The following is a 12,823-nucleotide window of genomic DNA, read 5'->3' as shown; positions in this document are numbered from 1 at the left end:
GTCGGGGCGGGACGGCGTGCCCTAGGGTGTGGCGCATGATCATCGTCACGACGAACGACGTCCCCGGTCGCACGATCACCGATGTTCACGGCGAGGTCTTCGGCCTCACCGTGCGCTCGCGTCACATCGGCTCGAACATCGGCGCCTCGTTCAAGGCCCTCGCCGGCGGCGAGCTGAAGGGCATCACCGAGCTGTTGCAGCAGACCCGCACCGAGGCGCTGTCGCGCCTCGCCGCAGAGGCGCAGCAGAAGGGCGCCAATGCCGTCGTGGCGTTCCGGTTCGAGACGAACGACTACGGCGACACGGGCGGCGTCGAGGTCTGCGCCTACGGCACGGCGGTGACGATCGCCTGACGCCTCAGATGATGGCGTCGGCGTAGGCCGCCGCCTCGAGCACTGCCTTGGCGTCGTCGAGGCGCGCGAAGACACCTCGGCAGGTGCCGAGCCCGTCGACGGCTTCGAAACCGTTCGCCTTCTCGGTCACGGTGCCGACGAAGGCGGACGCGGTGCTGGCGACGTGGAGACCGTGTTCGACCTGCACCCACAGTGCCCGCGGAGCCCCATCGGGCACCTGCTGGATCATCGTGTGAGCTTCCACATCCGAGAGTCTGCGTCGACCCTCCGACATCCGGGCGCCCCTGGCAGGGAAGCGGCCGATCTGCTAGTCACGGATACGGGCAGGAGGCGACATGTCGGAGGACGCACGGGATGCCGTACCGGGTGACGGCCGCGACGAGAGCGCGAACGAACGGGCGGACCGCAACTGGGACGAGCTCATGCAGGAGCTTCGTGTCATGCAGACCGGTACGCAGATCCTCACGGGGTTCCTGCTCGCGGTCGCCTTCCAGCCCCGCTTCACCGACCTCGACGCTCTCCAGGTCGCGCTCTACATCTCGCTCGTCGTCCTCGCGGGTCTCTCGACCCTTCTCGCCCTGGCCCCTGTCACCCTGCACCGGAGTGTGTTCGCCCGTCGGATGAAGCCGGCTCTCGTGCGGATGGCTGCGCGGATCGTCGCGATCGATCTCGCCGTCATCGCCCTGCTCAGCGTCGGCGTCACGGCTCTCATCGTGGATGTCGCGCTCGGCCGGACGGCAGGAGCAGTCGCCCTGATCGGGGGCGCTGTGCTGGTCGTGGCGCTCTGGGTCGTGCTGCCGCGCCGGTTCCGACGCGAGACCCACAGTAGTTAAGCTAGTTAAAGGGAATTAGTTAAGCGCCATCCCCGGGTTACCTTAGGGCAATGGGCCAATTGCTTTACGACGGCGGGAGCCAGTCTTTCGACATCGATGACCGGGCCCTCGCACATCTGCGCCTCGTCTTCATGAACAAGCTGCGCCGCGGGGAGCCGTTCCTCCTGCACCTCGCCGACACGAGCGGCATCGGCACCCGCAGCCTCTGGGTGCACCCGGGCATTTCCCTGGTGTTCTCGTTCTACGGCAGTCGCAATCCCGCCCTGAACCGGGAGTGGCTGGACGCCATGATGGCCGAGGCCAACGGCCCGCACGGCTTGACGCTGTCGCCCGAGCCGGCGGTCAGCGACACTCCGCATCGACAGCCTGCGTGATCTTCTCCATCAGCTGCACGACGGCGGCCGACACGTCCGGGTCGAGCTCCCCGACCGCCTGACGGATGCGGGCACCCACAGGGTCGAGGTCGTCGATGTCGGTGTCGCGATCGAACGGCACGACGAGCTTGCTGCGCCGATCATCGGGATTGGTGCGGAAGGTGACGAGCCCGCCGGCATGGAGTTTGTCGAGGATGCCGCTGACGGCTGCGGGCGAGACGCCCAGGTACTCCGCGATGTCACCGGGAGTGAGGTCCTCCCTCGCATCCGCGCGCTCGAGGATGAGACGCATCGCGGCGCGGGCGTTCTCGCTCGGGCCGCAGGCGGTCTGACGACGGCGACTGAGACTCGCCTCGGCGAGCCTCAGTCGTTCGATGGCCGAGACGGCCGGATCGATGGTGCGTTGCTCCGCCGTACTGCCCGCCATGTCGCTCCGCTCACAGGTTAACTACTAGTCTCTCTAGCGAACATCCTCGCCGACCGGAGAGACGACCACAACCCGGGGACTAACAACGACCACACGGTTTTGCGCAACCCCTCGGCGTCTCGATATCGCCGCGCGCTATCCTGCCGGGATGTACATGCTGGACGGCGGACCCCGAGCCGGGCAGCTCGTGGACGATCTCCCCGAAGGCTACGCGCTGGGAGACACGCGCTCCCGTGCTGCCATCGTGCTCGTCGGCGACATCCCCGCTGCACGCGCGTCCTGGCGCGACAGCTTCCCGCGCCTGCGGGCGCTGCGCCGCCAGGACGGCTGAATACCCCGCGTCACGATCGCTCTTCGCCCTTCGCGTCGACGAGCGAGAGCGGATCGGCGATGTCCTCGAGCGACTTTCCCGCGGCGCTGACGCCGAAGACGCCGCACACCACACCGCCGATCATCATCACGGCCGAACCGAGCACGTACCCCCAGAAGAGCGGGCCGCGATCCGATCCGTCTCCGATCAGGGCGCCGTAGAGGGCGGGGGCGCCGGCTCCGACGAGCTGTCCGATCGAGAAGACGTACGAGATCACCTGGCTGCGCAGCTCCAGTGGGAAGATCTCGCTCACCGTCAGGTAGGCCGCCGAGGCGCCGGCCGAGGCGAAGAAGAACGATGCGCACCAGAAGATCGTGTGCGTCACCGCATCCAAGGCGCCGACGTGGAACAGGAGCGCGCTCGCCAACAGGATGAGGCCGGCCAGCACGTACGTGCCGAACAGCATCCGTCGCCGACCCCACGTGTCGAAGAAGTGGCCCAGCACGAGCGCACCGGCGAGGTTGCCCAGGGCGAAGACGATGAAGTACTGCGACGCGGATGCGGGCGGCACGTCGTAGAAGTTCTCGAGCACGAGCGCGTAGGTGAAGAAGATCGCGTTGTACAGGAACGACTGGGTCACCATCATCGTCACCCCGACCAGGGTGCGCCGCGGGTACTGCCGGAAGAGCACCTTGGCGATCACGAGGAACGGCACGCGTCCGTACTCCTTCACGACGATCGCCTTGCTCTCATCGACCGGCGGGATCTGCTTGCCCTCCTTGCGGATGCGCTCCTCGATCTCGTCGACCCCGCGCTCGGCCTCCTCCTCGCGCCCGTGCGTCATCTGCCAGCGCGGGCTCTCCGGAATGTGGCGGCGCAGCCAGATGATGAGGATGCCCAGCACGGGGCCCACGAAGAAGCTCAGCCGCCAGCCGAAGTCCTCCGCGAAGATGTCCTGGTTCAGGAAGAAGGAGCTGGCCACGGCACCGAGGGCCGCGCCACCCCAGTAGGTGCCGTTGATGGCGATGTCGACGCGTCCGCGGTACTTCGCGGGGATGATCTCGTCGATGGCCGAGTTGATGGCCGCGTACTCCCCGCCGATCCCCGCGCCGGCGACGAAGCGCCAGATGTAGAAGAACCAGGGCGCGAAGGCGAGACCGGCCACGGCGCTGCCGACGAGATAGATCGCGAGGGAGATGAGGAAGAGGTTCTTGCGCCCGAGCTTGTCGGTCAGGCGTCCGAAGACGAGAGCGCCGGTGACCTGGCCCAGCAGATAGAACGTGGCCGCAAGCCCCACCTCGAACGAGCCCATGCCGAGGGTGGCCGCATAACCGGTCGCCGCGACGATCTGCACTTCGAGCCCGTCGAGGATCCAGGAGAAGCCGAGGCCCACCACGATCATCCAGTGGAATCTCGACCACGGCAGGCGGTCCATGCGAGCGGGAACGAGGGATCTGATCTCGGTGGGCTGCTGCGACATAACGCACTCCTTCCGCAGGCGGCACCACTGCCCCTGCCGCCGACCTTCCTACTCCCGCGCCGCGCACGGCGACCGAACCTTGACCCGGACGGCGCCGAGGAGTACGCGGATCGCCTACCGTCGAGGGATGAGTCCGCTCCTCGCATCCGTCACGACCGTCGTCGACCGATGGCGCGCCCGCGACCGGGCGGAGGAGACCGCGCACGCGGGCTTCGTCGAGGCGCTTCGCGATCACGGCCAGGCAGCCCTCGAACGCTCGGGTCCACCGACACACGTCACCGCGAGCGCCTTCGTGTTCGACGAGGATGCGGCACACGTGCTGCTGTGCTTCCACGGCAAGGGCAGGTTCTGGGTGCAGCCCGGCGGGCACCTCGAGGCGGGCGACACCTCTGTGGAGGGCGCTGCGCTGCGCGAGCTGCAGGAGGAGACCGGGGTGTCCCCCACGCTGCTCCAGGGCATCGCGGTGGCGGATCTGGATCATCACACGCTGGGCGGCGGATTCGGCCGGTGCGCGTCGCACCTCGACATCGGAGTGGTTGCCCGTGTTTCAGACCCGACCGCTCCGCTCGTCGTCAGCGACGAATCGGATGCGGTGGCGTGGTGGCCGGTGGCGGCGCTGCCGCCCGACTCCGCGCCGGGCCTCTCCGATCGCCTGGCCCGCGTGCTCGCGGCGCGCTGAGCGGTGCTACTGCGCGGGCTGCGCGAGTACCTCGGCGTCGACGGACGTGCCGTTCAGCTCCAGGTAGACCCGGGATTCCACGATGGAGACCGTCGCGGTGTTGCGGCGTTCGAGAGCAGGGCGCGCCTCGTCGATGAACCCGGGCGTGAAGCTGATGAGGCGGATCGCGTCGCCCCGGTGGATCTTCTTGCCGCCCCAGGAAGCGGCGACCTTCGCCGGGTCACGGTGGGTGTAGACGACCACCCGGTCGGCGAGCTTGCTGCCGAAGTGCAGCCGCGCCGCATCCGGCGCCCCCACCTCGATCCAGGCCGTGATCGCGCCCGTCGCATCCCGCACGAGCACTGCGGGCTCTTCGGACTGTGAGATCCCCTCGCTGAACGCGATGCCTTCCTCGTGCTCCAGGCAGAACGCGAGCACACGGGTCAGCATGAACGCGTCCGTCTCGGAGGGATGCCGGGCCGCCCGCAGCGTGAACTGCTCGTACACCCCGCGGTCCACATCCGACAGCGTCACATCGAACGTGTACATCGTCGCGCCGGCAGCCATAGCTCTCGAGCCTACGCGGTGCGCAGTCGCCGCGAGGCGGGGCTCAGCGCCGGCCGCGCCAGCGCACCGCGATCATGACGGCTATCACGCCCGCCACCGCGCAGGCGGCGACCGGGGCCCCGGCAAGGAGCACGATCGCCGCTCCCGAAGCCGCGGCGAGCAGGACCGCATCCAGCGCCCACACGAGACGCACGCCCGCCATCGGGTCACCCATCGGCGTCGAGACGGGAGCGAGCAGCGCGACCGGCATCGGCCCCTTCAGCGCGCTCGCGAGGCGAAGGGCGAGCGTCATCAGCGCCAGGAGTGCTACCACCAGCACCACCGCAGCCCCGACTCCCGAGACCGCCGTGGCGAACCCGGCGGCGATCGTCGCCAGGGCCATGGTGGCAACGAGCGGGAACAGCGCGTGAAGTGCGACGAGCGAGGCGTCAGCCACCCCGTACAGCGGAACATCGACGGCAGCACTCGCGGCATGACGGATGCCGTCGGTCACCGGGCCGAGGCCCGCGAAGGAGAGCACTCCGGCGGCGGCGCCGAGCAGAAGTGTCGGCGTGCCGGGGACGAGCGCGAGCACCGCCAAGACTCCGGAGAGCACCAGCCCCGCCGCACCGAGCGCGAGCCGCAGCGGTGTGCGCAAGGACCCGACGGCGTCCCGGCGCAGGATGAGCAACCACAGCGGCCCGCGTGGAGCGAGGGCGCCAAGGCGCCGGCCGTGCGCGGGTCGGGCACGGTAGACATCCGCTGCCTGTCCGAGATCCAACCCGGCCGCCGACGTCTGCGCCGCATCCGCACGCGCGGCGTGCGCGATCAGCTCGTCCGTGTGCAGCCGGTCCAGCAGCCACGGGACCACCGCCGCGAGCGCGAGCGCGAGAGCCGTCAGCGGGATGAGGCCGTTCGTCCCGCCGCCGAGCGGATACGCGGCCTCGACCCAGCCCATGGGCGTCACGATGCTCACCGAGGGAACGGCGACCGCCACCACTCCCAGGCCGAGCACGAGACCCGCCGCCGGGAGGGCGAGGCGCGGCAGGGCCTGCCCGAGCAGCCAGGCACAGATCGTGACCATGCCGCCCAGCGCACCCGTCGCCGCGAACCCGATGACAGCGGCAGCAGAAGCCATCCCGTTCACCGCGAGGCTCCCGCCCGCCAGCACCGCCGTCACGGTCCACAGGCCGATCGAGACGAGGCCCGCTGCCAGCACCGGCCCGAGAAAGGCGCGCGATCGAGGAAGGGCGCTCGCACCGAGCGCGTATGCGAGAACGAGTGGGCGCAGAGCCGGACCGCGCGAGGGGCCCCCTGCCAGCGCAGCGGCCCAGATCACCGAGGCGGCCAGCGCGATCACGCGCGGTGCGCGCGGGTCTGCGAACAGCGCGAGTCCACCGGGCCCTGACGCCCCCAGCCAGACCGCACGCACGGCCGGCGCCACCGCCACGAGGGCGACCAGGACGAGCAGGTAGAGCGTGAAGGCCCGCTCCCCGCCGCTCCGGGTGCCCCGCTGGCGCCACAGGGCGACGGCGGTACGCACACTGCCGCTCACGCGACGCGCTCCAGATGCACCGTCTCGTCGGCGACGACCTCCGCCAGGCGCGGGTGGTGCGTCGCGATGACGAGAGTGACTCCCGCATCCCGCCGCGCCCGCAGGGCGGCGATGACCGCCTCCACGTGTTCGGGGTCGAGGCGCTGCTCGGGTTCGTCGAGAATCAGCACCTCGGCGGGACGCACGAGCACGAGCGCCAGGCCGAAGAGCTGCGTCTGCCCCGACGACAGCTCATGGGGGAAGCGCTCGTGCAGCGTCTGCAACCCGAGCTCGCGGAGCACAGCGTGCGCACGGGCATCGGCCTCGTCCGGCGTGAACCACGTCACCGCGACGAGCCGGACATGCTCGAGCACGGTGAGATCGGGCGCGAAGGGCGGCAGCCCGATCATCGCAGCGACGCGCCGGCGGTAGGTGCGATCACGCTGCGAGATGGCCACGCCGGCGATGCGCGCCGAACCGGTGGAGGGCGCCTGCATCCCGGCCAGGACACGCAGGAGCGTCGTCTTCCCGGAACCGTTGCCGCCCCGCACGGCCAGCGCCGAGCCCGCATCCACACGACAGGTGATCGTGTCGAGCAGCGTGACATCACCGGAGACGACGCGCACGGCATCGACCTCGATCATGCGGCATCCCCCTCGGTCGCTGCGCGCCGACGCCGGGCGGCTGCCGAGCGCGGCGGCGTGTGCCTCATGTGGTCGCGCACCCGGCCGAGGATGTCAGCGAGGGCATCGACGTCGCCGGCCGAAAGCCGCGCGAAAAGGAGATCCTGCAGGATCGCGATGTGCCCGGGGAAGACCCGTCCGAGCACCTCCCGGCCCTCCGCGGTCAGGGTCACCGCGACGCTGCGTTCATCCTCGGGCGACGTCGATCGGGCGAGGAGCCCTCGCTTCTCGAGAACCTGAGCCTGGTAGGTCAGGCCGCTGCGGCTGTAGACGACTCCGTCGGCGAGATCCGTCATCCGCAGGGAGCCGTCCGGGGCATCACCGAGCGTCGCGAGCAGCTGGAACTGGACATAGCTCAGATCAGCCGCCTCTTTGAGCTGCTGCTCGACGGCATGGCGCAGAAGGCTGCTGACCTCGATCAGACCGAAGTATGCGGCGAGCTGGACGGCACTCGGACCCGGCTGAGAAGAACCCATGTCGCGAGCGTAACAGTGCTACCGATTCGAAACAGTTGCTTCGAACTCGAATCACTGTTATCGTCGGCGGCATGCTTCGAATCCGAAGCACTTATCTGAGGAGAGATCATGAAGGCAGTACGGTTCCACGAGACGGGCGGCCCCGAGGTGCTGCGCTACGAGGACGCGCCGGTTCCCGCGCCCACCCGCGGCCAGGTACGCATCCGCGTCGCCGGCGTCGCCTACAACCCGGCCGACGGCGGCATGCGCGGCGGCTTCCTCCCCATCCCGATCTCGCTTCCGCACACCCCCGGGTACGACGTCGCAGGCACCGTCGATGCACTGGGCGAGGGCGTCGACGATCTGGAGATCGGCGACAGCGTCATCGGACTGATCCCCATGGAGTCGGACGGAGCGGCCGCCGAGTACGTGGTGGCACCGGCAGCCGTCCTCGTGAAGGCCCCACTCACGATTTCGCTGGCGGACGCGGCGGGCCTGCCCTCGGTGGGACTCACCGCATCCCAGGCCCTCTTCGAGGGGGCAGGTCTCGGCGCCGGGCAGCGCGTGCTCATCAACGGGGCCGGCGGGCCGGTCGGCGGCTATGCCGTCCAGCTCGCCCGACGCGCCGGAGCGCACGTGATCGCCACCGCGAGCGCCCGCAGCCGCGGCCGGGTCGAGGCTGCGGGCGCCCACGAGATCGTGGATCACACCGTCACATCACTGCGGGACGCCGTGACCGAGCCGGTCGACGTGCTGCTGAACCTCGCACCTGTGACGGCGGAGGGCTTCGCGTCGCTCGTCCCGCTGGTGCGCGACGGCGGCGTCGTGGTCTCGACCACGCCGACGGTGCCGACCCCGGGTGACGAGGCGCGCGGTGTCCGGGCCGTGACGATCTTCGTCCGTTCCGATGCCGACGAGCTCGCGGGACTGGTGTCGCTCATCGATCGCAGCGAGCTCCACGTGGACATCGCCGAGCGTCTTCCGCTCGAGGATCTGCCGCGGGTGCACGAACGCGCGGAGGTCGGTGACGTGCACGGGAAGATCGTGTTCCTCCCGTCGGCGCGCGACTGAGCCCGGCCTCCGCGAGCGCGCATCCGTCTGCCGAGTGAGCATCCGATCGGAACCCCACCCGGCGAACGGGTGCTCATTCGACAGCGCGCACCCACCGCCGCCACTCGTCCTGAGGGCTGAATCCCGTGGCGGCCCAGAACGACTGCCCCAGCCCGTTCTGCTCCAGCACCATGGCGTCGAGCCGCCGCGCCCCCAGGCGGACGAGCCGGTCCTCGGCGCGACGAAGCAGCTCACCCGCGATTCCCCGGCCGCGCAGATCCGGGTGGACGGCGAGACGATAGAGATGCGCGCGCCATCCGTCCCACCCGGAGATGACCGTGCCGACCACGCGCTCCTGCTGCACGGCGATGTCGAGAGCCGCTGCGTCCCGGAGAACCAGCGCCTCCACCGTCGCGGCGTCGTCGGCTGGGCGAGCGTCGTTCTCGGCGGCCTCCGCCCAGAACGCGAGGATGCGGGCGACGTCCTCCACACGGGCCGGACGGAAGACGAGGTCGTCGAGGATCGCGCTCACCCGCCGAGCGTAACCCCGCCCGAGTCCGCCGCTCCCAGCCCATCGACGACGGCGGCGATGAGAGCGTCGAGACCGGCGCCCGACACGTCCACCGTGACGCCCGCCTCATCCGGTCCCAGCGGTTCGAGCGTGGCGAGCTGCGAGCGCAGCAGACTCGCCGGCATGAAGTGTCCTTCGCGCGCGGCGAGCCGTCGGGCGAGCTCGTCGTCCGACGGCACGAGCAGCACGAAGATGAGATCCGGCGCCGTGTCACGAAGCAGGTCGCGGTAGCGGTGCTTGAGCGCCGAGCAGGCGACGACGACATGCTCGTGCCCGGCCACCGTCTCCCCGACCGCCCGCAACCACGGCGCGCGGTCTTCGTCGTCGAGCGCGACACCCGCCGCCATCTTCGCGACATTCGCCGCCGGATGCAGATCGTCGGCGTCGAGGAAGACGGCACCCAGGCGCGACGCGAGCGCCATCGCCGTGGTCGTCTTCCCCGCGCCGGAGACCCCCATCACGCAGATCCGCCGCGGGAGCGGAGTCTTGCTCACCAATCGTGGACGGTGCCGTCGGCGAGGCGGTTGTACGGCAGGTATGCCTGCTCGTACGGGTACTTCCCCGCCTCGTCGAGGTTCAGCTCCACTCCGAGCCCCGGCTTGTCACCGGGGTGCAGGAAGCCGTCCTGCCAGGTGAAGGACTGCTCGAAGGTCGCGTCGGTCTTCGCGCCGTGCTTCATGTACTCCTGGATGCCGAAGTTGTGGATCGACAGGCCGAGGTGCATCGCGGCCGCCATCCCGACCGGCGAGATGTCGGTGGGCCCGTGCATCCCCGACTTGATCTGGTACTGGGCTGCGTAGTCGAGCACCTTCTTGAGGTGGCTGATGCCCCCGGTGTGGGTGACGGCGGAGCGCACGTAGTCGATGAGCTGCTCGCGGATGATCTGCTGGTAGTCCCAGACGGTGTTGAAGATCTCTCCGATCGCCAGCGGCGTCGTCGTGTGCTGACGCACCAGACGCAGCGCCTCCTGGTTCTCGGCCGGGGACACGTCCTCCAGCCAGAACAGGTCGTAGGGCTCAAGCGACTTGCCGAGCTTCGCGGCCTGGATCGGGGTCAGGCGGTGATGCGCGTCGTGCAGGAGCGGCAGCTCGGGGCCGAACTCGTTGCGGACGGCTTCGAACACCGTCGGCACGTGGCGCAGGTAGCTGCGGGTGTCCCAGTCCTCCTCGTTGGGCAGCGCGCCGCGCTGAGCGGGCTCATGGTCATAGCGCACCCCGGTGTTCGCCTCGTACGTGGCGTTCGAGGCGATGCCGTAGATCGACGTGAGGCCGGGGACGCCGGTCTGGATGCGGATGGCACGGTAACCCTGCTCCTGGTGCGCGCGCACCGAGTCGAACAGCTCATCGGTGGTCTTTCCGGAGGCGTGCCCGTAGGCGAGCAGGCCGTTGCGGGATGCGCCGCCGAGCAGCTGGTAGACGGGGAGCCCGGCCTGCTTGCCCTTGATGTCCCACAGCGCCATGTCGACCGCGGCGATGGCTGCCATGGTGACGGGTCCGCGCCGCCAATACGCCGACCGGTACAGGAACTGCCAGGTGTCCTCGATCCGCGACGCATCGCGTCCGATGAGCAACTGCGCCACATGATCGCGGAGGTAGGCGACGACCGCGAGCTCGCGCCCGTTCAGCGTCGCATCGCCGAGACCGGTGATCCCCTCGTCCGTCGTCAGTTTCAGGGTGACGAAGTTCCGGTCGGGGCTGGTGACGATGACTTCGGCCTTCTCGATGATCATGCGCCGCTCTCCTTCTTGTCGTGGGTCGTTCCGATGGCCGTCCACCGCTCCCGGAGGCTTCGCGCCACCGATTTGGGGCGGCGATCGCGGGTGAACACGCCCTTCTTGTTGCCGTCGACGCGAACCACGCCACTGGTGGTCTGGAAGTCCGCGAAGTTCCAGATCTGCTCTCCGACGACCGCCGGGACGCGATCGAAGACACGGTGGTACATCGCGAGGAAGTCGATCTGGTACTCCTCGCTCCACGGGCCGGGATGCGCGGAGTGCAGGCCCGCCATCGTGTCCACGCCGTACTCGGTCATGATGATCGGCTTGTCCCAGGTGCTCTGCCAACCACGCAACTCGGTCTCGAGCGCCTGCTCCGCCGCGCTCAGGTCGCCGGTCATCTCGTACCAGCCGTAGTAGCGGTTCAGGCAGACGATGTCGAAGAGGTCGACGATCTTGTCGTTGTCGAAGCGCGCCGCACCCTGGTTCGCGAAGGTCACCGGGCGGGTCGGATCGAGCTCACGCGTCAGTGCGACCAGGGGCTCGAAGTAGCCGCGAGAGCCTTCCTCGCTCGAGGCCGGCTCGTTGGCGATGCACCACATCACGACGCAGGGATGGTTCTTGTCGCGCGCGATCAGCTCCCGGATGGCGGCGGCGTGCGTGGCCTGCGTGCGGTCGTTCATCGCGTCCGGCGAGAACGTCGGCTCTGGCCGGTCTCCGTTGAATCCCGCCACCATGTTGATGTTGAGACCCACCGCAGCCGTCTCGTCGATCACGACGATGCCGTGCCGGTCGGCGTAGTCCAGCCACTCCTCGGCGTAGGGATAGTGAGAGGTCCGGAACGAGTTCGCACCGATCCAGCGCATGAGCTGGAAGTCGTGCACCAGGACGGCGGCGTCATGCCCCTTGCCCCGGATGGGCGAATCCTCGTGCTTGCCGAACCCGGTGAAGTAGAACGGTGCGCCGTTGATGAGGAACCGCTGCCCGACGACTTCGACGGTGCGCACGCCGATGGGCTGCTCGTAGACGTCACCGTCGTCCCCCAGACGCACACGCATCCGGTACAGGTAGGCGGCCCCCGGCTGCCACAGATGCACATCGGCGATCTCGAGACGGCCGCTGGCTCCCTCGGACGCCGCGACGACGACGCCGTCCTCGTCGACCACCTCCACGTGCACCTCGGATCGCCCGCCGGCGACGGCCACCGTGTAGTCGACGCTCGCGTCGGAGCCCTGCACGTCGGTGACCGCGACGATATCCGCGATGTACTCACGTGGCGTCGAGATCAGCCGCACGCTGCGGGCGAGGCCGGCGTAGTTGAAGAAGTCGTGCCGATAGCGCTGCGTCTCGCGCCCGTCCGGTCCCTCTCCGACGACTCCGGGCGGGATGGTGGCCTGCGTGAGCCGGTTGTCGACGGCGATCGTCACAAGCGCCGACGTCCCCGGGGCGACGACCTCTGTCAGCTCCACCTCGAACGGCGTGTAGCCGCCTTCGTGGTGGGCGAGACGGCGCCCGTCGACGTAGACGGTGCCGGTGTGGGTGGCGGCGTCGACCCGCAGCGCGATGCGTCGCCCCTCCCAGCCTGCGGGAACGTCGATGCGCTGCTGATACCAGACCACGCCCACGTGGTTGCGGATCTCCGGCTCGAGGAAGATGTCGTTGTAGCTGGCGGGCACGGGCGCCACGCGGGTCACGGGCAACGGAGCCTCCCACGGGCGCTCCCCCACTTCGGTGTCGAGCGCGAAAGCCCACAGTCCATCCAGCGACCGCAGGTCGCGGCTTCGACTCGAACGCGGTGTCAGCATGTCGTCTTTCCTCTCGTCGTTGTCACAACG

17 protein-coding genes are annotated in these 12,823 nt (G+C 69.3%); 6 read left to right on the top strand and 11 right to left on the bottom strand.

The features are described 5' to 3' along the window. The first annotated feature begins 35 nt into the window (after window positions 1–35). A complete protein-coding gene (locus tag SK224_RS13150) occupies window positions 36–353 on the top strand; it encodes a YbjQ family protein (protein WP_320435121.1) in 318 nt (105 codons plus the stop codon). Between the two features lie 4 nt (window positions 354–357). Here the strand turns inward: SK224_RS13150 and SK224_RS13145 are convergent, their stop codons facing one another. After that, window positions 358–582, bottom strand: a complete 225-nt coding sequence (locus SK224_RS13145) for a hypothetical protein (RefSeq protein WP_320435120.1) — start codon at window positions 580–582, stop codon at window positions 358–360. A 106-nt stretch (window positions 583–688) separates the two neighbouring features. Between SK224_RS13145 and SK224_RS13140 the strand changes: the two genes are divergently transcribed. Beyond that, a complete protein-coding gene (locus SK224_RS13140; protein WP_320435119.1) occupies window positions 689–1,186 on the top strand; it encodes a DUF6328 family protein in 498 nt (165 codons plus the stop codon). 50 nt (window positions 1,187–1,236) lie between these two features. After that, window positions 1,237–1,560 carry an ATP-dependent DNA ligase gene (locus SK224_RS13135; RefSeq protein ID WP_320435118.1) on the top strand — a complete coding sequence of 108 codons (324 nt, stop codon included), beginning with the start codon at window positions 1,237–1,239 and terminating at the stop codon, window positions 1,558–1,560. On the opposite strand, the gene SK224_RS13130 is transcribed toward SK224_RS13135, so the two are convergent. Next, window positions 1,529–1,987: a MarR family winged helix-turn-helix transcriptional regulator gene (locus tag SK224_RS13130; protein WP_320435117.1), complete on the bottom strand. Its 459-nt coding sequence runs from the start codon at window positions 1,985–1,987 to the stop codon at window positions 1,529–1,531. The two genes, SK224_RS13135 and SK224_RS13130, sit on opposite strands and share 32 nt — an antisense overlap. Before the next feature lie 148 nt (window positions 1,988–2,135). Between SK224_RS13130 and SK224_RS13125 the strand changes: the two genes are divergently transcribed. After that, window positions 2,136–2,318, top strand: a complete 183-nt coding sequence (locus tag SK224_RS13125; protein WP_320435116.1) for a hypothetical protein — start codon at window positions 2,136–2,138, stop codon at window positions 2,316–2,318. A 10-nt stretch (window positions 2,319–2,328) separates the two neighbouring features. On the opposite strand, the gene SK224_RS13120 is transcribed toward SK224_RS13125, so the two are convergent. Beyond that, window positions 2,329–3,777 (bottom strand): MFS transporter, encoded by a 1,449-nt coding sequence (locus tag SK224_RS13120; RefSeq protein ID WP_320435115.1) that lies wholly within the window; start codon window positions 3,775–3,777, stop codon window positions 2,329–2,331. A 127-nt stretch (window positions 3,778–3,904) separates the two neighbouring features. On the opposite strand from SK224_RS13120, the gene SK224_RS13115 reads away from it, so the two are divergent. Beyond that, on the top strand, window positions 3,905–4,456 hold the full coding sequence (locus SK224_RS13115) for an NUDIX hydrolase (protein WP_320435114.1): 552 nt from the start codon (window positions 3,905–3,907) through the stop codon (window positions 4,454–4,456). 6 nt (window positions 4,457–4,462) lie between these two features. On the opposite strand, the gene SK224_RS13110 is transcribed toward SK224_RS13115, so the two are convergent. From SK224_RS13110 to SK224_RS13095, 4 genes are read right to left on the bottom strand one after another with little or no spacing between them, the layout of a single operon-like run. Next, entirely contained in the window at window positions 4,463–5,002 is a 540-nt protein-coding gene (locus SK224_RS13110) for a YaeQ family protein (protein WP_320435113.1), read from the bottom strand. A gap of 43 nt (window positions 5,003–5,045) precedes the next feature. Next, window positions 5,046–6,536, bottom strand: coding sequence for a hypothetical protein (locus SK224_RS13105; protein WP_320435112.1), 1,491 nt, complete (start codon window positions 6,534–6,536; stop codon window positions 5,046–5,048). Further along, entirely contained in the window at window positions 6,533–7,159 is a 627-nt protein-coding gene (locus tag SK224_RS13100) for an ABC transporter ATP-binding protein (RefSeq protein WP_320435111.1), read from the bottom strand. Before SK224_RS13100 ends, SK224_RS13105 begins: the two co-directional genes overlap by 4 nt. Continuing rightward, complete coding sequence (locus SK224_RS13095; RefSeq protein WP_320435110.1) at window positions 7,156–7,674, bottom strand: MarR family winged helix-turn-helix transcriptional regulator; 519 nt, start codon at window positions 7,672–7,674, stop codon at window positions 7,156–7,158. Before SK224_RS13095 ends, SK224_RS13100 begins: the two co-directional genes overlap by 4 nt. 108 nt (window positions 7,675–7,782) lie before the next feature. Here SK224_RS13095 and SK224_RS13090 point away from each other — a divergent pair, with 108 nt between their 5' ends. Next, complete coding sequence (locus SK224_RS13090; protein WP_320435109.1) at window positions 7,783–8,724, top strand: NADP-dependent oxidoreductase; 942 nt, start codon at window positions 7,783–7,785, stop codon at window positions 8,722–8,724. A 73-nt stretch (window positions 8,725–8,797) separates the two neighbouring features. Here SK224_RS13090 and SK224_RS13085 read toward each other — a convergent pair whose 3' ends face one another. Genes SK224_RS13085 through uidA form a run of 4 tightly spaced genes read right to left on the bottom strand, consistent with a single transcriptional unit; the run spans window position 8,798 to window position 12,793 of the window. Continuing rightward, entirely contained in the window at window positions 8,798–9,235 is a 438-nt protein-coding gene (locus SK224_RS13085) for a GNAT family N-acetyltransferase (protein WP_320435108.1), read from the bottom strand. Continuing rightward, on the bottom strand, window positions 9,232–9,768 hold the full coding sequence (locus SK224_RS13080; protein WP_320435107.1) for a gluconokinase: 537 nt from the start codon (window positions 9,766–9,768) through the stop codon (window positions 9,232–9,234). Before SK224_RS13080 ends, SK224_RS13085 begins: the two co-directional genes overlap by 4 nt. After that, window positions 9,765–11,003 carry a D-mannonate dehydratase ManD gene (gene manD / locus SK224_RS13075; protein WP_320435106.1) on the bottom strand — a complete coding sequence of 413 codons (1,239 nt, stop codon included), beginning with the start codon at window positions 11,001–11,003 and terminating at the stop codon, window positions 9,765–9,767. The genes SK224_RS13080 and manD overlap by 4 nt, the downstream gene beginning before the upstream one ends. After that, window positions 11,000–12,793 carry a beta-glucuronidase gene (gene uidA, locus SK224_RS13070; protein WP_320435105.1) on the bottom strand — a complete coding sequence of 598 codons (1,794 nt, stop codon included), beginning with the start codon at window positions 12,791–12,793 and terminating at the stop codon, window positions 11,000–11,002. Before uidA ends, manD begins: the two co-directional genes overlap by 4 nt. Window positions 12,794–12,823 lie beyond the last annotated feature (30 nt).

The sequence above is a fragment of the Microbacterium sp. BG28 genome (assembly GCF_034044005.1).
Classification (GTDB): Bacteria; Actinomycetota; Actinomycetes; order Actinomycetales; family Microbacteriaceae; genus Microbacterium.
The sequence above is the reverse complement of the archived record's forward strand: the minus strand, read 5'-3'. Positions and strand labels throughout refer to the sequence as shown.